Here is a 21,260-nt window from a genome sequence, read left to right as displayed (position 1 = left end):
TCTTACTCCCTGCACACGATATCTCAGCGCTCCTCGGTCCCCACCCCACACTCGAATACCGTGGAATCTTTCTGACGGGCCGTGATGCGGATCCGTGCGCCGTCCGGGCCGGTCTGCCGGGTGCTCTCCATCCAGGTGGGCAGGTCGAGTTCGGCGTACCGGTGGAAGACGCAGTCGAAGGAGACGGGGGTGCGGCCGTGGCTCGCGGGGTCGGCGGCCAGGACCTGGCAGGCGGCTTCGAGCAGGAGCATCCCGGGGACGTGATCGAGGGGATGATCGAAGAAAACAGCATGACCGGTATCGACCCGCAGCCGCCAGCGGCCGGGCGCGGCGGCCGGCGCCAGGACGACGTCGGCCGCCGAGGCACGGCCCACCACGGCGGGCGGCAGACCGGCAGGTGCGGGCAACGCCGAGACGTCGGCCGCCGAACGGCCGCCGCGCAGCCGCCGGTAGACGGCCTCACTGGTCCAGCTCGCCGCGACCCGCGCGGTGGCGACGCTCGTCCCGCCGAGCAGCGCGTCGGCCTCGTAGCGGAATCCGGCGGGGCGGCCGCCGCGGCGGGTGACGTCGGTGACGGCGAGCCGCAGCAGGGGCTCGGCGGGCGAGGGGCCCACGGCGAGGAGGCCGGGCCGGACGGTCATCGCCAACTCGTGAAGTACGAAACGGTGTCCCAGGGGGACGTCGTAGGCGGTGTGGGCGAGCAGGGTGCCGGCCTGGCGGACGGTCTCGGCGACGAGCAGCGGCTGGTAGACGGAGCGGTCGGGCGAGACCAGCAGTTGATGGGTGCGCGGCCACTCGGCGAAGACGTCGAATCGGTCGGCGCCGGTGGCGACCGCCCCGGTCAGAAACGTTTCGGCTACCGAGGCGCGATGCACGAGCTGGCGGGGTACCGTGGCCGTCAATCCGTTGGGCGCCGTGGGCAGTCCGGCGAGCGGGGTCGTGGCGAGTGGCCGCGAAGGTGGCATGTCCCCTCCTTGGGTCCCCCGACGTGTGCCCGTACGTGCGCTGAACAGGCGGCGAGGTGCCCGTGCCGCGAGCGTTAGAGTACGAGGCGACCGGTTTGTTTTCAATGCGGCCGCGGGTCGCTCGCCCGTGCCCCACCGCTCCGGCGCACACGGGGCGCACCGGCCGACTCGGGCTGACGAAGGGGCTGTTATGGCGAGGCAGGAGCGCGCCATCAGAACGCGGCAGGTGATCCTGGAGGCGGCCGGGGCCGTCTTCGACGAGCACGGGTACGCGGCCACGACCATCTCGATGGTCCTGGAGCGCGCCGCGGTGACCAAGGGCGCCCTGTACTTCCACTTCCCCTCCAAGGAGTCGCTCGCCCAGGCCGTGCTGGACGAGCAGATCTCGTTCGGCGCGGTGCCGCCGCACCCCTGCAAGCTGCAGGAAGTCGTCGACATGACCTTCGTGTTCGGGCAGCGCCTGCTGCACAACTCCCTGCTGAAGGGGAGCGTGCGGCTCGCCGTGGACCAGAGCGCGCCGTCCGGCGTGGACCACTCGGGGGCGTTCCGACAGTGGGCGGACCTGCTGGTCCGGGTGATGGAACAGGCGTCGGAGCAGGGCGAGTTGCTGCCGACCGTACGGCCGCGGCAGACGGTGGAGCTGCTGGTCGGCTCGTTCGCCGGCATCCAGCTGATGTCGAGGGCGCTGACCGACCGGGAGGATCTGGCCGAGCGGATCTCGCAGTTGTGGGGACATCTGCTGCCGGGCATCGCGGTGCCGGGCCTGCTGACCGGGATCGACCGGGAGCCCGACCGGGGGCTGCGGGTGCTCGCCGCCCTCGACTCAGAAGCCCCGGCGGACGCGACGGCCGCGGGCGTGGGCCACGCCTGACACGGACCGTGATCGGTTCGGACCGGAGTGACGGTTTCCGAGCAAGGGGGCCGGCGGCGGGGAAGGACGGCGGGCCGGCCGATGCCCCATCCGCATCGACCGGCCCGCCCGCTCATGGCGTCCCTGGTGGGACGTCGGCTCAGAAGGTCAGGCTCCAGCTGTTGATCCGGCCGGTGTCCTGCGCGGCCGTGTCACGGACCCGCAGCTTCCAGGTGCCGTCGGCGGTCTCGGTGGAGGCGTTCACCGTGTAGGTGGCCCGGACGTCGTCCGCGGAGTCGGAGCCGCTCGAGGACTTCAGCCGGTACGTCGAACCGTCCGGGGCGACCAGGTCGACGACCAGGTCACCGCGGTAGGTGTGGGTGATGTCCACGTCGACCTTCAGGGCCGCGGGGGCGTTGCCGCCACGGCCGGACACGGTGATCGGGGACTCGACCGCGGAACCGGCGTCCGGGATGGACAGCGCGGAGGTGCTGGTGAAGGTGGTGCCCCCCGTGGAGCCGCCGCTCACCGCCTGCACCGTCTTCGTCGCGTCCGCGAGGCCCGCGCCGCAGCCGCCGGAGCAGGTGCCGGGCAGCGTCCGGGCGTTGGTCTTGATCGCGGACTCGATCTGCGCCGGGGTCAGGGACGCGTTCGCCGACTTCATCAGGGCGGCGAGGCCCGCGATGTGCGGGGCGGCCATGCTGGTGCCCTGGTAGTAGGCGTAGTTCTCGCCGGACGGACCCTGGGCACCGGAGTTCAGCGTGGACAGGATGCCGTCCGCGGTCACCGAGTTGGTCTCTCCGCCGGGCGCCGCGATGTCGACGACGGTGCCGTAGTTGGAGTAGTAGGAGCGGTTGCCCTGCCGGTCGGCGGCGGCGACGCTGATGACGTTGGCGCACGAGGCCGGCGAGTAGTTCGCGGCGTTGGCGTTGCTGTTGCCCGCGGCGACGACGACCGTGGTGCCCCGGCTCACGGCGGCGTTGATCGCGCTCTGGGTCGCGGTGGTGCACGAACCGCCGCCGCCCAGGCTCATGTTGATGACCTTGGCGACGTTGGCGTTGGCCGGGACACCGGAGACGGTGCCGCCGGACGCCCAGGTGATCGCGTCGATGATGTCGGAGTCGTAGCCGCCGCACTTGCCGAGGACGCGCAGCGGGGAGACCTTCGCGCCGTGGGCGATGCCCGCGACGCCCTTGCTGTTGCCGGTGACGGCGGCGATCGTGCCGGCGACGTGCGTGCCGTGCCAGGAGGAGCCGTACGCAGGGTCGCCCGACTGGCACTCGTTCGCGGCGGTCCAGTCGCCCGGGTCGGCCGGGTTGCTGTCGCGGCCGTTGCCGTCGTTGGCGACGGTGGCGTCGGAGATGAAGTCGTAGCCGGCGACGATGTTCGCGGCGAGGTCGGAGTGGCTGACGTAGCCGGTGTCGATGACGGCGACGGTCACACCGGTGCCGGTGGCGACGTCCCAGGCGCCCGGCACCCGCATGCCGGCGGTGGTCTCGAAGAGGTCCCACTGCTTGGCGTACTCGGTGTCGTTCGGGGTGGCCTGCGGCTTGTTCAGCCGGTCCGGTACGACGTAGGCGACCTGCGGGTCGGCCTGGTAGGCGGCGACGACGTCGCCGACGTCCTTGGTGGTGACGTCGTCGCCGAGGTCGACGAGGGCGGCGCCGGAACCGAGGCGGCGCGCGAAGCCGAGGTCCTCGCCGGCCTTCTTGCCCTTGGCGGCGGCGTCGGCCTTGGCGGCCTTGTCGCTCTTCGCCTCGGCGGCACCGGACTCGTAGCCGACGATCAGGCGCTCGGCCGGGGTGCCGGGGGCGGCCTCGGTCCGGGCCGTGGGGACGGCCGAGGAGGCGGGGGGAGCGGGTTCCTGGGCGACGGCGACCGTGGTGGCGCCCGCGAGGAGGGTCGCGGAGACCGCGGCGACGGATATCAGCTTGCGTCTGAGGGATGCGGAGGTGCGCAAGGGAGTGCCTTTCGTGGCCGGCCGTACTCCGGGCAGCGCGGAGCGGCGGTCGAATCGCTTCGTCGTCGAAGCGGCGGGGGGTACGCAGGAAGGCGTGGATGGGGGACGCGACCGAGGCGCGGGTGGGGGTGGTGCGACGTGCGTGGGGGTCGTGCGACGTGCGGTGGGGGCGGTGCGACGTGCTGAGCGTGGCGGCCGGCCTGGCGCGAGCTGGGACCCGTTCGGGGTTACCTGTGGGTCAGCTGTGGTGGAACGATAGGCAAAGAGAAGGTCATCGGAATACAGGGGAAACCCTCGACCCGGCCGGAAACCCACCCTCGATGTCCGGTACCGGACCGGTAATGGCGGGCTTTGCCCCGGGTCGTCGCGCACTGAACGCGCCGGTCCCCGATCCCGTACTGGACAGGGACCGTTCCCGTCGGCCGAGGAGTCGTTCCGGATGTCCCGGATGCCCTGGAAGAGTTCGCAGCGTGTCGCCGCCCTGACGGCCGCCGTCGCCGTGCCGTCGCTGCTCACGGTGTGGGCGGCCGGGCCCGCCGCGGCGCACGGGGCGCCGACGGATCCGGTCAGCCGGGTGTACGCCTGCTCCCCCGAGGGCGGTGCCGCGTCCCGGTCGGCGGCGTGCCGGGCGGCGGTCGCGGCGAACGGCGCGCCCTTCACGGCCTGGGACAACCTGCGGATCGCGAACGTGAACGGGCGGGACAGGCAGGTCCTGCCGGACGGCGGGCTGTGCAGCGGCGGACTGTCCCCCTACCGGGGCCTCGACCTCGCGCGCTCCGACTGGCCGTCGACCCGGCTCTCCCCCGGCGCCACCCTGACGATGCGGTACGCCTCGACGATCCCGCACACCGGCACGTTCCAGCTCTATCTCACCAAGCCCGGCTACGACCCGGCGAAGCCCCTGAAGTGGTCCGATCTGCCGGACCGGCCCTTCGCGGAGGTCAAGGACCCGGCGCTGACGAACGGCGCGTACCGGATGACGGTGCGGTTGCCCTCGGACCGGTCGGGCCGGCATGTGCTGTACACGGTGTGGCGCAACACCAGTACGCCGGACACCTATTACTCGTGCTCGGACGTGGTGTTCCCGGCCGAGGAGAAGGGAGGCGCGGCGGCTACGCCCAGCAGCAGCGCGAAGCCGAGTGCGAAGCCCACGAAGAAGGCGCCGGCCACCAGGTCGCCCACGCCCTCCGCCTCCGAGGCGGCCGGGAAGACCGCCTCCGCGGCCCCGCGCGCGCAGGGCGCCGACACCCCCGCCGCCGCTCCGGTGGCGTCCACCGGCACATCCGGTACGGGGGCCTCGGCGCCCCTGCTCGCGGGCGGCGCCGCCGCGGTGCTGGTGCTCACCGGGGGCGCCGCGCTGGCCCTGCGGCTGCGCCGGAGGTGAACTCCCGCGTGCGGGGCGTCAGTTGACGTAGACCACCTCGCCGTCACCGGTCACCGGGGCGTACTTGGCGCTGAAGTAGCCGTTGGCGAAGCACAGGGACGAGCCGGACACCTTGCTGAACTGCTGCCGCTCGAAGGCGATGGTGTGGTCGTCGTTGCTCGCCGTGCCGGTGAGTCCCGGGGCCTGGTAGACGCAGTTGACGCTGCCCAGCAGGGTGCGCAGCACGACGGTGGTACGCACGGTGGAGCCGGCGGGCGGGGTGACCGTGACCGTGCCGTCCGAGGAGACGGTGGAGTCGTACGGCAGGTTGTTGACCGTGATGCTGGTGACGCCGAGGACGCCGATCACGTTGGTGGTGCAGCTGGCGGCGTCGAAGGTGTGCGCGGTGACGGATTCCGTGGCGGTGCCGGGCGCGGCCGGGTTGCCGGTCACGGCGGCGGTGAACCGGGACGACGTACAGGTCAGACCGCTGGTGCCGGTGGCGCTCGAGTAGAAGGTCGCGGTGCTGCCGGCGGCCAGCGGGGCGGTGAGGACGTCACCGGCGGCGACCGCGGCACCGCCGGGGGAACCGACGGTGAGCACCGCGCCGTCGGCCGCGGAGGCGGGGACGGCCAGCGGGAGGGTGAGCGCGGCGACGGCGCCGGCCAGGGTCGTGAGGGTACGGGTGCGCATGCGGGTGTACCTCGACTTTCGTAGGGGAGCCCTGGGCGGTTCAGGTCGCCCAGGGAGTCGGGGAGCCCTGTGGGGGGCTGTGGGGGGTGACGCGGACCGTGCGGTGTGCGCCGCCGCCGGTGCCTGGCGCCTTCTCCGTACCAGGGACCGGCGGCGGCCCGGCACGGCCGAGGGGGGGTGCGGCCGTGACGGTGCGCGGGGAAGACCACGCGCGTGTGCGGCATGTGAAGGAGATGCGGTCCGGGAGCGCGGGCAGGGGCCACGCGGCGGGGATCCGGCGCCACGGATCCAGGGGAACCTGCGAGAGTTGTAGACCTGAGGGAACGTCAACGTCAAGCGTACGTACGGGAGTTGTTGCTTCGACTCACTCCCCGTGCGGCCCTCTGGGGCGGGCGGCACATCATCGACACCGTTTTTCCACAACTGCCTTGACCCTCGGGTGTAACCACCGGTAACTTCCGGCTTTGGCTACCGCGGAGTACGTGAAAGCCCTTGCATCCGCCGGGAGATGACGAGGAGACGTGCGCCGCGGGCGCTGTCCGCGCCAGGACAACGTGCCGCTGATGCCCTACCCGTGTCCTTCGCACCTGGGAGCAGTCATGGCCTCGTCCTCCGACGTCACCGCGTCCGCCGGTGACACCCCCGAGCCGCCGGAAAGCGGTTCCGCCCGCCGCGGGCGCGTCCGGGCCCGCCGGGCCGCCGTGATGGCGGTGCCGGCCACCCTGGTCGCCGCCGGCCTCGCGGTGCTCACCGCCGAGGGCGCGCTGGGTGTGCAGTTCGCCATCTCCGGCATGCCGTTCACGGTCACCGCGACGGAGCTGAACGGCACCGGCTTCGCGCAGTTCGGCGGCCTCGACGAGATGGCGCCGGGCAGCCCCAACGAGGGCGACACCGGCGGCCAGGTCCTCGTCGTCACCTCCGCCATCAAGAACGCCACCCTGACCAAGCTGTGCCAGAGCGTCGACCTCGGCGGCACCAACCTGCTGATCACCGCGGGCAGCGGCGCCGACAAGGTCACCGCCAGCGATCTGACGACCGACTCCACCGAGCTGTCCGGCGACGCGGCGTTCAACAACATCGAGATCGGCAACGACGCGAGCACCCTGACCAAGGGCGGGGCCAAGGGGCCCATCGGCGTCTTCAGCCAGCAGGCCGACACCGTGCGGATCGCGAACCTGCGGCAGACCAACTACGCCACCACCGCCGGGGTGTTCAAACTGCCCGGGCTGAAGCTGCGGTTCAGCGGCTCGGGGTGCTGATGGACGGGCGAGCGGGCGCGCGGGCCGCCTTCCGCCGGTGGCGGTACGGCCGGCCCTTCTGGGGCGGGCTGCTGCTGGCCCTCGGCGGGGCCTGGATCCTGCTGACGATGAAGGCCTCGCTGAAGGTCGTCCTGCACATCGGCATGCAGGGGCTGGCCGGGTATCTGCTGCCCGGGCTGATGGTGCTGCTGGGCCTGCTCACCCTGTTCAACCCCACCCAGCGGCTCTTCTACTCGATCACCGGTGTCCTGGTGTCGCTGGGGACCTGGCTCACCTCCAACCTCGGCGGCTTCCTGGTCGGTCTGCTCCTCGGTGTGATCGGAAGCTGTCTGGTGTTCGGATGGCTGCCGGACCAGGAGCCGCGGCGGAGCCGGCGGGAGCGCCGGCGCACCGCCGTCGAGGCGGGCTGAGCGGCACGGACACGCCCGGGCGGCCGCGGACCCGGGCGGGTCCGCGACGGGCGATTCATCACGATGTGGCCGCGACGGCTCACCCCCAGTGGTGACGCACTTGACTACCGGTGGCCACACGCGATTGGCTCCGCCCCAGCGGGAGTTCAGCAGGCCGGCGGACCCCAGCCGTGCGACGTCGGCCGTGCTCCCGTCCGTTCCTCCTGCTCGGCCGCACAGCGAGGTGCCGCACCCTCATGTACACCCCACGCCCGTCGTCCGCCTCCGCTCGGGTCGCGATATGGACGGCCGCCGTCTGTCTGGTACTGGCCGGCTGCTCCGGCACCGGGACGGACGACGGGAAGGGCACGGACGCGGCCGGCGGCTCCTCCGGGCCGAGGATCGCCCTGATCACCCACGGCGGTGAGGGCGACGCCTTCTGGGACCTGGTGCGCAAGGGCGCCGAGGCGGCCGCCGCGAAGGACGGCGTGGCCCTGACGTACGCCAGTGACGCCGATCCCGCCGGGCAGGCCGCCCTGATGCGGGACATGGTCCGCCAGGGGGTCGACGGTATCGCGGTGACCCTCGCGAAACCGGGCGCGATGGCGCGGGCCGTCGCCGAGGCGCGGTCGGCCGGCATCCCGGTCGTCGGCCTCAACTCCGGTATCGACTCCTGGCGTTCGGCCGGGCTGCTCGGGTTCTTCGGCCAGGACGAGAGCGTCGCGGGCCGCGCCGTCGGCGACCGGCTCGACGAACTGAAGGCACGGCACGCGCTGTGCGTCGTCCACGAGCGCGGCAACGTCTCCCTGGAGGCCCGCTGCGCCGGCCTGAAGAAGGCGTTCGGCGGCGACAGCGAGAACCTCTACGTGGACGGCACCGATCCGGACGCCGTCACCGCGGCCGTCGCGGCCCGGCTCGGCCAGGACCCGACCATCGACGAGGTCGTCACCAACGGCGCCCAGTTCGCGCTGGCCGCCGTCCGCTCGGTGCGTGACTCGGGCAGCACGGCGCATGTCGCGACCTTCGACCTCAACGAGGACCTGGTCGAGGCGGTGCGGTCCGGGGACGTGCGGTTCGCCGTGGACCAGCAGCCCTATCTGCAGGGCTATCTGGCCGTCGACGCGCTGTGGCTGTACCGGACCAACGGCAACACCCTCGGCGGCGGGGAGAAACCGGTGCTCACCGGTCCGGCCTTCGTCACCAGGAAGAACGTGGCCGCCGTCGCCCGGTTCGCCGGCGCCGGTACCCGCTGAACAGTTCGCGCGGTGGTGCCGAAGTTTCGGCACGCGTGACCCGGACGGTCACTTGTGCGGATAGCATCCTGCGCACCCCCCGCGCCGTACCGGCCGCGCCGTCACCCCCGGCGCCGGTCCCCCGTACGACCCCCTCCCCCGCGCTGCCCACCTCCGCCCTCCGCTGAACGCCCAAGGACGACGATGTCTCCACGGACAGGTCCCCGGCGCCGCCTCGGCTCCATCCGCCTCTCCCTGATCCTGCTGGCCCTGGTGCCCGGTGTGACGCTCGCCGCCGTGTGGAGCGTGACGACGGTCCGGATGTTCTCCGAGGGGATGCGGCTGCGGGCGCAGACCGAGCTGAGCGAGTCGACCGGAGCCATGGGCACCGAGGCCACCCTCGCCCTGCAGCGGGAGCGCAGCTACTCGGCGGTGTGGCTGGCCTCGCGCGCGCAGGGCGACCGGGAGGCGCTGGAGGGCCAGCGCGTCCGTACGGACGAGGCCGTCGCCGAACTCCTCGACCGGTCCGACGACATCAAGCGGGCACCCGACCGGATCAAGGAACGGCTGTACTCGGTCGTCGCGTCGGCGGGCAGCCTGGAGTACTACCGGGCCCAGGTGGACCGCCCCAGCGACATCACGCCCGCGCAGGCGCTGGGCCAGTACACGTCGGTCATCGACGACCAGATCCATGTCTTCCGGGAGCTGTCCCAGGTCGACGACGGCGATCTGACCTCGCAGGCCGGTCCGCTGGTCTCGCTGGAGCACGCGGCGGAGTTGATGTCCCAGGAGGACACGCTGCTGACCCTGGCCGGCCCCTCGGGGCGGATGGACGCGAAGACCTGGACCGAGTTCGGGAAGCTGGTCGGCACCCGCCGCTGGCTCGTCACCGACCAGATCCTCCCGTCGCTGACCGGCACCGCGAAGGAGCGCACCGAGCGGATCCTGCGCAGCCCGCAGTGGCGCGCCCTGGAGTCCGTCGAGGACCGGGTGCTGGCGGCCCGCCCCACCGGGGACGGTGAGGTCCCGATCCCGGACGTGCGGGAGGAGTGGCGGACCGCGCTGCTCCAGGTGTCCGACGCGTACACGGGGCTGATCCGCGGGCAGACGTCGGCCCTCCTCGACCGCAGCGCCGACGAGGCGCGCGGGCTGCTGGTCACCGCCGCGCTGCTGAGCGCGGGCGGCCTGGTGGCGGTGCTGCTCTGTCTCGGGGTGTCCTGGCGGATCACCCGCTCGCTGTCGCGGCGGCTGCGCGGACTGCGGGAGGCCACCCTCGCCCTCGCCGAGGAGCGGCTGCCCGACGTGGTGGCCCGGCTGGAGCGCGGCGAGAAGGTCGACGTGGAGCGCGCGACGCCGCCGCTCGACTACGGCCGCGACGAACTCGGCGAGGTGGCCCAGGCGTTCAACACCGCGCAGCGCACCGCCGTGCACACCGCTGTCGAACTCGCCGACACCCGGCGCGGGTTCCAGAAGGTCATCCTGGGCATCGCCCGGCAGAGCCAGAACCTGGTCAACCTCCAGCTGACCGAACTCGACGCGCTGGAGCGCACGCACGAGGACCCCGAGGTGCTCAAGGGGTTGTACGCCCTGGACTCCACGGCCAGCCAGCTGCGCCGCTACCAGGAGAACCTGGTGGTCATCAGCGGCGCGCGGCCCGGCCGCAGCTGGAGCGAGCCGGTCGCCCTGATCGACATCCTGCGCAGTGCCGTCGGCGAGGTCGCCGAGTACCGGCGGGTGGAGGTGCACACCGACGACGAGGAGGTGCACATCGCGCCGCCCGCGGTCGCGGACGTCATCCATCTGCTGGCCGAGCTGATCGAGAACGCCACGCTGTACTCGCCGGCGCCCGCCCCGGTCGCGGTGCGCGCCGCCATGGTGGCGAAGGGGCTGGCCGTGGAGGTCGAGGACCGCGGTCTTGGCCTGTCCGAGGAGGACTACGCCGCGTTCAACGCGCAGTTGGCCGAGGCACCGAAGTTCGACGTGGTGGCGCTGGCCGACGATCTGCGGCTCGGCATGTTCGTGATCGCCCGGCTGGCCCGGCGGCACGGGATCACGGTCACCCTGCGCCCGTCGCCGTACGGCGGAACCACCGCGATCGTGCTCGTCCCGCACGAGGTCGTCGTACGGGACGTGCCGGACCCGGACCTCGACAAGGACCTCGGCGATCAGGCGCCCGAGCCGCACGAGGACGCTCCCGTCCCCGAGGTCCCCGCGGCCCGCGCCCCGGCACCGGAGGAGGCGCTGACGCCGCTGCCGCGCCGGGTGCGGCGGGCGGCCCCGGCCGGTGAGCCGCGCCCCGAGGCCCCGCCCGCCGAAGAGGACGCCCCCGCCGACGACTTCACGGCCGAGCGGGCCGCCTCCTCCCTCGGCGGCTTCCAGCGCGGCACGCTCCGGGCCCGATCCGAGGACGGCGCCGAGCCCGCCGACGAACGCCCCACCGATCCGCCGGACCGCGACCGCGCACCGTCCGGCGCCTGCCCCTCCCCCACGCCCGCCACTCCGTCCGACCGCTCATGAAGGACTCCGCCATGACACGCTCCACCCCCGCCACCGACACCCAGCTCGACCAGTTGCTCACCGGACTGGTGGAGCGGGTCGCCGGCGTCAACCACGCCGTCGTGCTCTCCGAGGACGGTCTGGTGGTGAGCAAGTCGACGGGGTTCCTGCGTGACGACGCCGAGCGGCTGGCGGCGACCGCGTCCGGTCTGATGAGTCTCAGCAAGGGCGTCAGCATGGACTTCCGGGGCGGTCCCGTGCGTCAGGCGCTGATCGAGATGGCGCACAGCTATCTCATCCTGACCACCGCCGGTCCCGGCGCCCATCTGGTCGTGCTGACCAACCAGGGCGCCGACGTCGGCGTGGTGGCGTACCAGATGAACATGCTGGTGAAGAAGATCGGGGAGCACCTGTCGGCGGCGCCGCGGGCGCACGTCGGCCCGGGTGCGTGAGGTGGGCCCAGACGATACGGCGGGCCGGCTGGTGCGTCCCTTCACCCTGACGGGCGGCCGGACCCGGCCCAGCCGGACCGACTTCACCCTGATCACCAGGGTGACGGCGGTGGATCCGCCGCCGGAGCGGGCGCCGCGTCCGCAGCCGGAGCAGTCGCGGATCCTGCGGCGCTGTGCCCGGCCGGTGGCCGTCGCGGAGCTCGCGGCCCGGCTCGACCTGCCGGTGAGCGTTGTCGCGATCATGCTGTGCGATCTGCTGGAGGCCGGTCTGATCACCGTGCACCGCCCGCGCCCGGTGACGCCGGGGACGGCCGAGCCGGGGCTGCTGCGGAAGGTGCGGGACGGCCTCGACCGGCTCTGATCCGGTGGGACGGCCCGCGCGAAGGCGGAAGGGCTCAGACGCGGACGCGCCGGTGACGGTGGTGGTCCGTCACCGGCGCGCCGGTTGCCTCGTCAGATCAGGCCGGCCGACTTCAGCCACTCCTTGGCGACGTCGAGCGGGTCCTTGTTCTCCAGCTGGACCTGGGAGTCCAGGTCGAGGAGCGTCTTGGTGTCCAGCTTGGCGGAGACGGCGTTGAGCGCCGCGACCCCCTCGGCGGACAGGCCGCTCTTGTGGACGAGCGGGGTGACGTTGGCGAAGCCGAAGAGGTTCTTCGGGTCCTTCAGGACGACGAAGCCCTCCTTGGTGATGGTGGGGTCCGTGGTGAAGATGTCCGCGGCCTGCACGGTGTTCTTCGTCAGGGCGGCCTGGGTGAGCGGGCCGCCCGCGTCCAGCGCCTTGAAGGACTTGAACTTCAGGCCGTACTCGGACTCCAGGCCCTTCAGGCCCTGGTGCCGGGTCTGGAACTCGGGCGAGCCGCCGATCAGCAGGTCGGGCGCCGCCTCCTTGAGGTCCGCGAGCGTGGAGTCGGCCGTCAGGTCGTACTTCTTCGCCGTCTCGGCGTTGACGCTGACGGAGTCCTTGTCCTCGGCCGGGGAGGACTCCAGCAGGGTGAGCTTGGGGTCCAGCTTCTTCTTCACCGCGGCGTTGACGGCCTCGGCGGACTCCTGCGGCGCCTTCGCGTCGAGGTAGGCCAGCAGCGAGCCGTTGTACTCGGGGAGGACCGTGACGGAACCGTTCTTCAGCAGGCCGTACGTGGTCTCGCGGCTGCCGATGTTGGGCTTGTAACTGACCTTGATGCCCTTGGCCTTGAGGGCCTCGCCGTAGATGTCGGCGATCAGGACGCTCTCGGCGAAGTTGTTCGAGCCGACGACGACGGTGCCGCCGCTCGCCTTGTCCTCGGCGAGGGGGTCGGACTTGTCGTCGGAGGAGGAACATCCCGTCAGCAGCGCCGCGGCGGCCGCGAGCGCGAGGGCGGCCGCGCCGGGATGGTTCCTGAGGGAGCTGCTGCGCTGGGCGGTGAAAGTCACGATTCCCGTTCCGGTTCGGTGGGGTTGGGAGAGCCTTTCCACTGATCCAATCCAGCGGGTTCTCGGTCAGTCAAGGGGCCCCAGGTCACCGATTGGCCTCAAAGTGTGCGATGTGTCGGGGAGTTGTCGAGGGTGTGAAGGCCGGACGACTGGCGTGCTCGGGTGGTGTAACGGAATCTTGACGTACAGTTCCGGTCACAGCACCGAAGGGACGGTACTGTCCCGCACAGAACCGATCGGAAGTCAGCAACAGCGGTCACGTGAGGCACACGCACCCATGCGGCGCCCACGAAGGAGGAATCCCGGTGTCCACGAGCGAGGCAGGCGGACCCCGCCCCCGCCGGATGCGCGGTCACCCCGACCGCTGGCCCTTCCGGCACAAGCTGAACCTCCTGGTCGGTGTGCCGCTCACGGTCGTCGCCGCGCTTCTCGCCTATCTCATCGCCGAGCAGACCGCCCAGTCCCGCGAGGCGGCCAACGCCGCCCGGCTGGTCCGCGAGAGCGTGGAGGTCGCGAAGCTCGTCGACCGGCTGGCCGCCGAGCACCAGCAGGCGGTGCTGCTCTCCGTACGGCACGAGGCCGCCGGGGGCGGCGACCCCTCGGCGGACGCCTACCGCGCCGCCCAGGACCGGGTGGACACCCAGGTCAAGCAGGTGCGCGAGGCGTTCGGCGACCGGCTGCCGGAGACCGAGGCGCAGGCCCTGAAGAACGTCGAGGGCCTCGCCGGGCTGCGGGACACCATCGAGGACGGGTACCTCCCGGCCAACAACATCGACCCCGCCTACACCCACGCCTCGGGGCAGCTGATCGACGGCCTCGCCCTGGACCGCAACCCCGAACTCGCCACCACCTTCACCGGCAACCTGCTGGACTCGCTGCTGCGGTCGGCCGCCGCGCACAGCGAGTTCGAGACGGCCGTGTTCTCCGCGTCGACCGGAGACTCCAACGCGCTCATCGAAGTCATCAGCGCGATCGGCGCCTACGACGAGTACACGCACCAGGCCGAGCGGTTCACCCGCTTCGCCACCGGGGCGCAGGCCGACACGTTCGCCGGGATCCGGTACACCACCGCGCAGTCCACCATCAGCCGGCAGTACGCCGAGCTCCAGATCGACCCCGGCGCGGCGCAGGCCGGCTCCCCCGCCGAGGTCCGCGAGTCCCTCGACAAGGCCCTCGAATCCTACGGCGCCTACCGCGACCAGGCGAAGACCCGGCTGTCGATCACGACCTCGCTGATCGACCAGATCGCCGACCGGGCGGAGAACGCGTCCGAGACGGCCGCGTGGCGTGCGCTGCTGCTCCTCGGGGCGGCGCTGCTCGGCTTCGCCCTGTGGCTGGTCCTGGCCGTGCTGGTACGGCGTTCGGTGGTACGGCCCGTGGTGGCGCTCACGGGCGCCGCGCGGCAGGTCGCCGAGGTGGCCCGGCGCGAGCTGGCCCGGGTCGCCGACGACGACGCCGAGGACGAGGGGCCGCCCCGGCTGCGCGAGATGCCGGTCACCGCGCGCGACGAGATCGGTGAGCTCGCCGAGACCTTCAACGACGTGCAGACCACGGCGGCGGCGCTGCTGGAGCGGCAGGTGCTCAGCCGGCGCAACGTCGCCGAGATGTTCGGCAACGTCGGCCGCCGCGTCAGCAACCTGACGTCTCGTCAGCTCTCGCTGATCGACGCGGTGGAGCGCGGCGAGACCGACCCCGCGCTGCTGGAACGCCTGTACTCCATCGACCACATCGCGGTCCGCCTGCGGCGCAACGCCGACAGCCTGATGCTGCTCGCCGGCATCCACGAGGCCGCGCTGGACACCGGTCCCACCTCGCTCACCAACGTCGTCCGGGCCGCGCTCGGTCAGATCGAGGGCTTCCAGCGGGTGGAGCTGCGGGCCCGCTCCGAGGCCGTCCTGGAGCCGGAGGTCATCGGCGACCTCACGCTGATGGTGGCCGAACTGCTGGAGAACGCCGTGTCGTTCTCGCCGGCGGACAGCCCCGTCGAGGTGACGGTGGCGACGGACGGCGACGACGCGGTGATCGTGGTCAGCGACCACGGCCTCGGCATGACCGCCGAGCGCCTGGCGGAGGAGAACGCCCGGCTGGTCCGCCGTGAACGGCTCGACCTGGTGCCGACGAAGGTGCTCGGCCTGTTCGTCGTCGGCACGCTCGCGCGCCGCTGGGGGATCGCCGTCACCCTGTCCCGTACGCCGGGCGGCGGTGTCACGGCCGAGGTGACGATCCCCTCGGCCCGTCTGGTCACCGGCAGCACGACGGCGACGACCTCCACCCCGGCGCTCACGGCCCTGGCCGGCAGCAAGCGGCCGGACCCGGAGCCGTCGGGCACCACCGCCACCGGCCCGGTGCCCGCGGACGCCGTACCGGCGGACCCGGACGGCTCCGGCCCCCTCCCCCGCCGCGCCAAGCGCCCCGCGACCACGGCGGACGCCTCCACCCCGGCGCCCACCGTGCCCGCGCCCCGCTCCGGCGACGACCCCGCCCCCGTCTCCGCCCCGTCCTCCGGCCGTCCGCTGCGGCGGCGGGTCCGGGGCGCGACCCTGCGCACGGCGGGGCAGGGCGACGAGCGGGCGGCCGTGGTGCCGGACCGACCCCGGATCGTCGACGCCGACGCCGTACGCGACGAACTCGACGCGTTCGAGGCGGCCGTGGAGCGCGCGCACCGCGAGAGCGGGGCCGTCCCGGTCCCGGCCCCGAACTCCCCGACCCAGAACGAGAACGACCCCCCGGAAGGAGCGGAGCAGTGAGCACGTCGACAGGTGGCACCCCGGCAGGAGGCGCGGACGCCTCGCCAGCCGAACTGGCGGCTGCCGCAGCCGACTTCACCTGGCTGCTGAATCGCTTCGCCACCGAGACGGCCGGTGTCGTGGACGCCATCGCCGTCTCCTCGGACGGGCTGCTGATCGCCGTGTCGGAGCTGCGCCAGCAGGCCGACTCCGAGCGGCTCGCGGCGATCGTCTCCGGGATCACCAGCCTGGCCGCGGGCGCGTCCGGCAACTACGGCCTCGGGGCGCTCAACAAGGTCATCATCGACCTGGACGGCGGCCATGTGCTGGTCTCCGCGATCGGCAGCGGCGCCGTCCTCGGCGTGGTCACCGACAAGGAGGCCAAGCTGGGCAACATCGCCTACGAGATGACGGTGTTCGCCAATCGGGCCGGAGCCGCGCTGAGCCCCCAGCTCGTCCTGGAGCTCAAGAACAGCGTCGGTGCGGCCTCGGCCCGCTGACCGGGCCGGAAGGAGCGGACACCCCATGGCGGACGACATCCCACCGCCGGAGCCGAGCGGCCCGGAACCGGTCGGGCAGGCGTCCGCCGTGCGGCCGTTCCTGCTCACCGCCGGCCGGGTCGCGGACACCACCGGCGGCCGGGCGATGCCCGTCGAGACCCAGGTGGTCGCCACCGCCGAGGGGCTGGACGCGCTCGACCGGCTCGCCTTCGAGCGGCGCGACATCGTCGCCGTGTGCCGGCTGCCGCAGTCCCTCGCGGAGATCGCGGCCCGGCTGCGGCTGCATCTGAACGTGGTGCGGGTCCTCGCCGAGGACCTGCGCGACGAGGGCCGGCTGACGGTGCACGTGCCCGACTCCGGCGTCGTCCACGACGCCTCCGTCCTGCGCAGGGTCATCGAGGGCCTGCGCGCCATCCCCGACGCACGAGGGGTCCTCAGTGACAGCGACTGAAACGGCCGCCGGCGCCCCGGCCGGACCGGCGACGGCACGGCCGCCGCTGCCGGTCAAGATGGTGATCGCGGGCGGCTTCGGCGTGGGCAAGACCACCGCCGTGGGGGCGATATCCGAGATCGAGCCGCTGACCACGGAGGCGGCCATCACGGAGGTCGCGGCAGGCGTCGACGACCTCACGCACACCCCGCGGAAGTCCACGACGACGGTCGCGATGGACTTCGGCTGCATCACCATCGACCCGACGCTGAAGCTCTATCTGTTCGGCACGCCCGGGCAGGAGCGGTTCGGCTTCATGTGGGACGACCTGGTCGAGGGCGCGGTCGGCGCCCTCGTCATCGTCGACACCCGGCGGCTCGACGACTGCTTCGCCGCCGTCGACTACTTCGAGCACAAGGGCATCCCGTTCGCGGTGGCCGTCAACGCCTTCGACGGCCGGGTCGAGCACACCCTGGACGAGGTCCGCTGGGCGCTCGACGTCAGCGAGGGCGTGCCCGTGGTCGTCTTCGACGCCCGCGAGACCGGCTCGGTGCGCGACGCCCTGCTCGTGGTCATGGAAGTGGCCCTGGCGCGTACGGAGGGCTGACGGCGGCGCCGGGGCGGCCCGGCACCGCCGTACCGTCAGGTGGGCCTGCGTACGCCCCGGGAGACCGCGAGCCGGCCCACCGCCCAGAACACCAGCAGCGTGACCACCGCGAGCCCGGCCACCAGCGTGGCGCCGCCCACGACCTTCTCGTAGTCCCGCTGGTAGAGGCCGTCGACGATGTACCGGCCGAGGCCGCCGAAGCTGACGTACGCGGCGATCGTGGCCGTCGAGACGATCTGGATGGCCGCGGAGCGCAGCCCGCTGAGGATCAGCGGGAGCGCGGTGGGCAGTTCGACCCGGAACAGCACCTGGGCCTCGCCCATGCCCATGCCGCGCGCCGCGTCCACGGGCGCCGGGTCCAGGGAGCGCATCGCCTCGTTGGTGGTGACCAGGATGGGCGGCACGGCGAGCACCACCAGCGGGATCATCACGGGGGCCATGCCGAGGCCCAGCAGGATGAACATCAGCACCATCAGGCCGAAGCTGGGCAGCGCCCGGCCGGACGTGGCGATGAGGGCGAGCACGTTGCCGCCGCGCCCGGTGTGCCCGGTGAGCAGGCCGACGGGGAGCCCGATGGCGGCGGCGATGCCGAGCGCCATCAGCGTGTACTGGACGTGCTCGGCGAGCCGGACGGGGATGCCGTCGTAGCCCTGCCAGTGGGCGCCGTCGCTGAAGAACGCGTCGGCGAAGTTGAGGATGTTCACCGGGCGGCTCCCTTCGCGACGAGGGTGCGGGCGCCCCGGCCGCCGCCGCGCGGCATCCAGGGCGTCACCCACACCCGCAGCACGATCAGCAGGGCGTCCACGAGGATGGCGAGGACGGCGGTCGAGATGACGGACAGCCAGACCAGCCGGGGCTGGTTGTACTTCAGTCCGGCGTCGAGCATGTTGCCGAGGGCGCCCTCGTTGCCGATGAGCATGCCGACGCTGACCAGGGAGATGCTGGAGACGGCCGCCACCCGCAGCCCGGCGAGGATGGCGGGCGCCGCGATGGGCAACTGCACCTGGAGATAGCGGCGTACGGGCCCGAGGCCCATGGCGGTGGCGGCGGCCAGCGTCTCCTGCGGGACCGAGCGCACCCCGTCCACGATGGCCGGGACCAGGACGACCAGGCTGTAGACGGCCAGCGGGATCATCACCGTGAGCTCGCTCAGCCCGGTGTAGTCGATGAGGACGACGAAGAACGCCAGCGACGGGATGGCGTACAGGACGGTCGTCACCCACAGCACCGGCGGGTAGAGCCAGCGGTAGCGGACGCACAGCTGGGCGAGCGGCAGCGCCAGGACCAGCCCGGCGAGCACCGGCAGCAGCGCCTCGCGCAGATGCAGCCCGACCAGGCCGAGGAAGCTGTGCTCCAGATAGCTCGGCATGTCGAAGAGGTCGCTCACGGGGCGACCTTCTCGGCCGTGCCGGCGGCGGCGCGGCCGGCGTGGGCACCGCGGATGGCCTCGCCGATGGAGGTCTGGGAGACGACCCCGGTGGCCCGTCCGTCGCCGTCCACGGCGACGGCCCAACCGGTGGGCGAGAGCACCGCGCAGTCCAGGGCGGCCCGCAGCGAGTCGGTGCCGGCGGTGAACGGCCGTCCGTGGGACAGGAGTCCGTCGGTGGCGATGGACCCGGCCGTGAGCTCGTCGGGCTCGCCCCAGCCGACCGGGCGGCCGTCGGTGTCGACGACGAGGAGGTAGGGGGCGCCCGCGCGGCCCGCGGCGGCGATCTGCTCGGCGGAGGCGTCGACGGCGACGATCGGCCCGGTGAGCAGGTCGAGGCCGGCCGAGGAGAAGAAGGAGAGCCGGCGGATGCCGCGGTCGGCGCCGAGGAAGTCCTCGACGAACGCGTCGGCGGGGTCGGTGAGCAGTTCGGCGGGCGGGGCGAACTGGGCCAGATGACCGCCGGTGCGCATCACGGCGACCATGGTGCCGAGCTTGACGGCCTCGTCGATGTCGTGGGTGACGAAGACGATGGTCTTGCCCAGCTCCTCCTGGATGCGCAGGAGTTCGTCCTGCAGCCCCTTGCGGACCACGGGGTCGACGGCCGAGAACGGCTCGTCCATCAGCAGGACCGGCGGGTCCGCGGCGAGCGCGCGGGCCACGCCGACGCGCTGCTGCTGGCCGCCGGAGAGCTGGTACGGGTAGCGCTTGGCGAGGGCGCCGTCGAGGCCGACCCGCTCCATCAACTCCCGGGCCCGGGCACGGGACTTCTCCTTGCCCCAGCCGAGCAGCCGGGGCACGGTCGCGATGTTGTCGAGGATGGTGCGGTGCTGGAAGAGGCCCGCGTTCTGGATGACGTACCCCATCGACCGGCGCAGGGTGTTGACGGGCTGCTGCTGGATGTCCACGCCGTCGAGGAGGATGGTGCCCTCGCTGGGCTCGACCATCCGGTTGATCATCCGCAGGGTGGTCGTCTTCCCGCAGCCGGACGGCCCCACGAGGACGGTGATCGCGCGGTCGGGTATCTCCAGCGACAGCCGGTCGACCGCCACCGTGCCGTCCGGGTATCGCTTGGTGACTGCATCTATCCGTATCAAAACGCCGAATACCCTTCGGGTCTGGCAGGTTTCGCCCGCGTGTGACCCACGGGCCCGGGCCGATGGCCGAGTCTAGACGCCTTGTGTTGCGGGACCTTTGCGCTGGTCCGGTATCGCGTGGGCGCGCAGCGCGGCGAAGGACCGGCCGTCCACCGTCCACTGTCCGGCGGGCCGCCAGCCGGTGTGTGCCGCGTGCCGCAGCAGGGCGGGGGTGCCGAGGCGGGCCCAGGGGAAGAGGGGACCGTCGGCGCCCCGGGCGTCGGTGACATGGACCTGGACGCGCTCGTCGAGGTCGAGGCCGGGCACGGTCTCGGCGAGCAACAGGCCGCCGGGGCGCACGAGTCGGGCCAGGCGCGCGAGGAGGGCCGCCGGGTCGCCGCCGATGCCGATGTTGCCGTCGATGAGCAGGGCGGTGCCCCAACGTCCCTCGCCGGGCAGCGGATCGAAGACGGAGCGGCGCAGCGCCGGTCCGCCGAGCCGCGCGGTGCGCGCGACGGCGGCCTCGCTGACGTCGATGCCGAGGACCGTACGGCCCTGCCGGGCCAGGGCGGCGACGAGCCGTCCGGGGCCGCAGCCGACGTCGAGCACGGCGCCCTCGCAGCGCCGCAGCACCTCGCGGTCGACCGCGTCGGCGTCGGCGCACCAGCGCTCCACGTCCAGCGGCAGCAGCCAGCCGTCGGCCCGCCGCAGGAACAGCGGCCCGCGGCCCCGGCCGAGGGCCCGCGCGTACGGGTCGGCGGACCAAGGGGCGCCGGGGTCGGCGGGCGGCGCGGCGGGGCGGACCGGGGCAGTGGGGTCGGCGGGCGGCGCGGCGGGGCGGACCGGGGCAGTGGGGTCGGCGGGCGGCGCGGCGGGGCGGACCGGGGCAGTGGGGTCGGCGGGCGGCGCGGCGGGGCGGACCGGGGCAGTGGGGTCGGCGGGCGCCGCGGCGGGGCGGACCGGGGCAGTGGGGTCGGCGGGCGCTGCGGCAGCGCGAACCGACGCGGCGGCGTCGACGGATGGCACGGCTGGGCGGACCGGGGCGACTGGACCGGCGGGTGACGCGGTGAGGCGGGCCGGGGCGACTGGACCGGCGGGCGGCGCGGCAGCGCGAACCGGCGCGGCGACGTCGACGGGCGGCGCGGCGTCGACGGGTGGCACGGCGGGGCGGACCGGGGCGACTGGACCGGCGGGTGGCGCGACGGGATCGGCGGGCGGCGCGACGGGATCGGCGGGCGGCGCGACCGGGCGGGCCTGGGCGACGGGACCGGCGGGCGGCGCGGCAGCGCGAACCGGCGCGGCGGCGTCGACGGGCGGCGCGGCGTCGACGGGTGGCACGGCGGGGCGGACCGGGGCGACTGGACCGGCGGGTGGCGCGGTGAGGCGGGCCGGGGCGACGGGACCGGCGGGCGGCGCGGCAGCGCGA

General features: G+C 73.1%; 20 protein-coding genes. 12 read left to right on the top strand and 8 right to left on the bottom strand.

What is annotated here, in order from left to right; all coding sequences use genetic code 11:
* Positions 1-23: 23 nt before the first annotated feature.
* Positions 24-965 carry a ScbA/BarX family gamma-butyrolactone biosynthesis protein gene (locus DC008_RS27305; protein ID WP_108709217.1) on the bottom strand — a complete coding sequence of 314 codons (942 nt, stop codon included), beginning with the start codon at positions 963-965 and terminating at the stop codon, positions 24-26.
* A gap of 190 nt (positions 966-1,155) precedes the next feature.
* Between DC008_RS27305 and DC008_RS27300 the strand changes: the two genes are divergently transcribed.
* Complete coding sequence (locus tag DC008_RS27300) at positions 1,156-1,836, top strand: ScbR family autoregulator-binding transcription factor (RefSeq protein ID WP_108709216.1); 681 nt, start codon at positions 1,156-1,158, stop codon at positions 1,834-1,836.
* 139 nt (positions 1,837-1,975) lie between these two features.
* Here DC008_RS27300 and DC008_RS27295 read toward each other — a convergent pair whose 3' ends face one another.
* Positions 1,976-3,775: a S8 family peptidase gene (locus DC008_RS27295; protein WP_108709215.1), complete on the bottom strand. Its 1,800-nt coding sequence runs from the start codon at positions 3,773-3,775 to the stop codon at positions 1,976-1,978.
* A 439-nt stretch (positions 3,776-4,214) separates the two neighbouring features.
* On the opposite strand from DC008_RS27295, the gene DC008_RS27290 reads away from it, so the two are divergent.
* The gene (locus DC008_RS27290; protein ID WP_108709214.1) at positions 4,215-5,159 is read left to right on the top strand and encodes a lytic polysaccharide monooxygenase; all 945 of its coding nucleotides are present in this window, start codon (positions 4,215-4,217) and stop codon (positions 5,157-5,159) included.
* 18 nt (positions 5,160-5,177) lie between these two features.
* Here DC008_RS27290 and DC008_RS27285 read toward each other — a convergent pair whose 3' ends face one another.
* Positions 5,178-5,831, bottom strand: a complete 654-nt coding sequence (locus DC008_RS27285) for a Tat pathway signal sequence domain protein (RefSeq protein WP_108709213.1) — start codon at positions 5,829-5,831, stop codon at positions 5,178-5,180.
* A 599-nt stretch (positions 5,832-6,430) separates the two neighbouring features.
* Here DC008_RS27285 and DC008_RS27280 point away from each other — a divergent pair.
* The 6 genes from DC008_RS27280 to DC008_RS27255 all read left to right on the top strand — a co-directional run bounded on the left by DC008_RS27280 (position 6,431) and on the right by DC008_RS27255 (position 12,020).
* Complete coding sequence (locus tag DC008_RS27280) at positions 6,431-7,090, top strand: DUF6230 family protein (protein ID WP_108709212.1); 660 nt, start codon at positions 6,431-6,433, stop codon at positions 7,088-7,090.
* On the top strand, positions 7,090-7,500 hold the full coding sequence (locus DC008_RS27275; RefSeq protein WP_108710881.1) for a DUF6114 domain-containing protein: 411 nt from the start codon (positions 7,090-7,092) through the stop codon (positions 7,498-7,500). Before DC008_RS27280 ends, DC008_RS27275 begins: the two co-directional genes overlap by 1 nt.
* A 236-nt stretch (positions 7,501-7,736) precedes the next feature.
* Entirely contained in the window at positions 7,737-8,732 is a 996-nt protein-coding gene (locus tag DC008_RS27270; protein WP_108709211.1) for a substrate-binding domain-containing protein, read from the top strand.
* A 183-nt stretch (positions 8,733-8,915) separates the two neighbouring features.
* A complete protein-coding gene (locus DC008_RS27265) occupies positions 8,916-11,228 on the top strand; it encodes a nitrate- and nitrite sensing domain-containing protein (protein ID WP_108709210.1) in 2,313 nt (770 codons plus the stop codon).
* 11 nt (positions 11,229-11,239) lie between these two features.
* Positions 11,240-11,659 carry a roadblock/LC7 domain-containing protein gene (locus tag DC008_RS27260; protein ID WP_055624047.1) on the top strand — a complete coding sequence of 140 codons (420 nt, stop codon included), beginning with the start codon at positions 11,240-11,242 and terminating at the stop codon, positions 11,657-11,659.
* Between the two features lies 1 nt (position 11,660).
* Positions 11,661-12,020, top strand: a complete 360-nt coding sequence (locus DC008_RS27255; protein WP_108709209.1) for a DUF742 domain-containing protein — start codon at positions 11,661-11,663, stop codon at positions 12,018-12,020.
* Positions 12,021-12,112: 92 nt separating this feature from the next.
* On the opposite strand, the gene DC008_RS27250 is transcribed toward DC008_RS27255, so the two are convergent.
* Positions 12,113-13,069, bottom strand: coding sequence for an ABC transporter substrate-binding protein (locus DC008_RS27250; RefSeq protein WP_108709208.1), 957 nt, complete (start codon positions 13,067-13,069; stop codon positions 12,113-12,115).
* Positions 13,070-13,374: 305 nt separating this feature from the next.
* On the opposite strand from DC008_RS27250, the gene DC008_RS27245 reads away from it, so the two are divergent.
* Genes DC008_RS27245 through DC008_RS27230 form a run of 4 tightly spaced genes read left to right on the top strand, consistent with a single transcriptional unit; the run spans position 13,375 to position 17,332 of the window.
* Positions 13,375-15,816, top strand: coding sequence for an ATP-binding protein (locus tag DC008_RS27245; protein ID WP_374207364.1), 2,442 nt, complete (start codon positions 13,375-13,377; stop codon positions 15,814-15,816).
* Positions 15,813-16,295 carry a roadblock/LC7 domain-containing protein gene (locus DC008_RS27240; RefSeq protein ID WP_055624051.1) on the top strand — a complete coding sequence of 161 codons (483 nt, stop codon included), beginning with the start codon at positions 15,813-15,815 and terminating at the stop codon, positions 16,293-16,295. Before DC008_RS27245 ends, DC008_RS27240 begins: the two co-directional genes overlap by 4 nt.
* A 25-nt stretch (positions 16,296-16,320) precedes the next feature.
* Positions 16,321-16,746 (top strand): DUF742 domain-containing protein, encoded by a 426-nt coding sequence (locus DC008_RS27235; protein WP_108709206.1) that lies wholly within the window; start codon positions 16,321-16,323, stop codon positions 16,744-16,746.
* Positions 16,733-17,332 (top strand): GTP-binding protein, encoded by a 600-nt coding sequence (locus DC008_RS27230; RefSeq protein ID WP_108709205.1) that lies wholly within the window; start codon positions 16,733-16,735, stop codon positions 17,330-17,332. Before DC008_RS27235 ends, DC008_RS27230 begins: the two co-directional genes overlap by 14 nt.
* 35 nt (positions 17,333-17,367) lie before the next feature.
* Here the strand turns inward: DC008_RS27230 and DC008_RS27225 are convergent, their stop codons facing one another.
* The 4 genes from DC008_RS27225 to DC008_RS27210 form a co-directional block, all read right to left on the bottom strand.
* The gene (locus DC008_RS27225; protein ID WP_108709204.1) at positions 17,368-18,036 is read right to left on the bottom strand and encodes an ABC transporter permease; all 669 of its coding nucleotides are present in this window, start codon (positions 18,034-18,036) and stop codon (positions 17,368-17,370) included.
* Positions 18,033-18,719, bottom strand: a complete 687-nt coding sequence (locus tag DC008_RS27220; protein WP_108709203.1) for an ABC transporter permease — start codon at positions 18,717-18,719, stop codon at positions 18,033-18,035. The genes DC008_RS27225 and DC008_RS27220 overlap by 4 nt, the downstream gene beginning before the upstream one ends.
* Positions 18,716-19,855, bottom strand: a complete 1,140-nt coding sequence (locus tag DC008_RS27215) for an ABC transporter ATP-binding protein (protein WP_164492386.1) — start codon at positions 19,853-19,855, stop codon at positions 18,716-18,718. Before DC008_RS27215 ends, DC008_RS27220 begins: the two co-directional genes overlap by 4 nt.
* A 72-nt stretch (positions 19,856-19,927) precedes the next feature.
* On the bottom strand, positions 19,928-20,860 hold the full coding sequence (locus DC008_RS27210; protein ID WP_425276569.1) for a class I SAM-dependent methyltransferase: 933 nt from the start codon (positions 20,858-20,860) through the stop codon (positions 19,928-19,930).
* Between the last annotated feature and the right edge of the window lie 400 nt (positions 20,861-21,260).

Source organism: Streptomyces nigra (assembly GCF_003074055.1).
GTDB classification, from domain to species: domain Bacteria; phylum Actinomycetota; class Actinomycetes; order Streptomycetales; family Streptomycetaceae; genus Streptomyces; species Streptomyces nigra.
This window is presented reverse-complemented; position numbering and strand designations above follow the sequence as displayed.

Excerpts from the sequence above, each read along its gene's own strand:
- DC008_RS27305 (WP_108709217.1), bottom strand. The coding sequence starts at position 965 with ATGCCACCTTCGCGGCCACTCGCCACGACCCCGCTCGCCGGACTGCCC.
- DC008_RS27300 (WP_108709216.1), top strand. The coding sequence starts at position 1,156 with ATGGCGAGGCAGGAGCGCGCCATCAGAACGCGGCAGGTGATCCTGGAG.
- DC008_RS27290 (WP_108709214.1), top strand. The coding sequence starts at position 4,215 with ATGTCCCGGATGCCCTGGAAGAGTTCGCAGCGTGTCGCCGCCCTGACG.
- DC008_RS27285 (WP_108709213.1), bottom strand. The coding sequence starts at position 5,831 with ATGCGCACCCGTACCCTCACGACCCTGGCCGGCGCCGTCGCCGCGCTC.
- DC008_RS27280 (WP_108709212.1), top strand. The coding sequence starts at position 6,431 with ATGGCCTCGTCCTCCGACGTCACCGCGTCCGCCGGTGACACCCCCGAG.
- DC008_RS27275 (WP_108710881.1), top strand. The coding sequence starts at position 7,090 with ATGGACGGGCGAGCGGGCGCGCGGGCCGCCTTCCGCCGGTGGCGGTAC.
- DC008_RS27270 (WP_108709211.1), top strand. The coding sequence starts at position 7,737 with ATGTACACCCCACGCCCGTCGTCCGCCTCCGCTCGGGTCGCGATATGG.
- DC008_RS27265 (WP_108709210.1), top strand. The coding sequence starts at position 8,916 with ATGTCTCCACGGACAGGTCCCCGGCGCCGCCTCGGCTCCATCCGCCTC.
- DC008_RS27260 (WP_055624047.1), top strand. The coding sequence starts at position 11,240 with ATGACACGCTCCACCCCCGCCACCGACACCCAGCTCGACCAGTTGCTC.
- DC008_RS27235 (WP_108709206.1), top strand. The coding sequence starts at position 16,321 with ATGGCGGACGACATCCCACCGCCGGAGCCGAGCGGCCCGGAACCGGTC.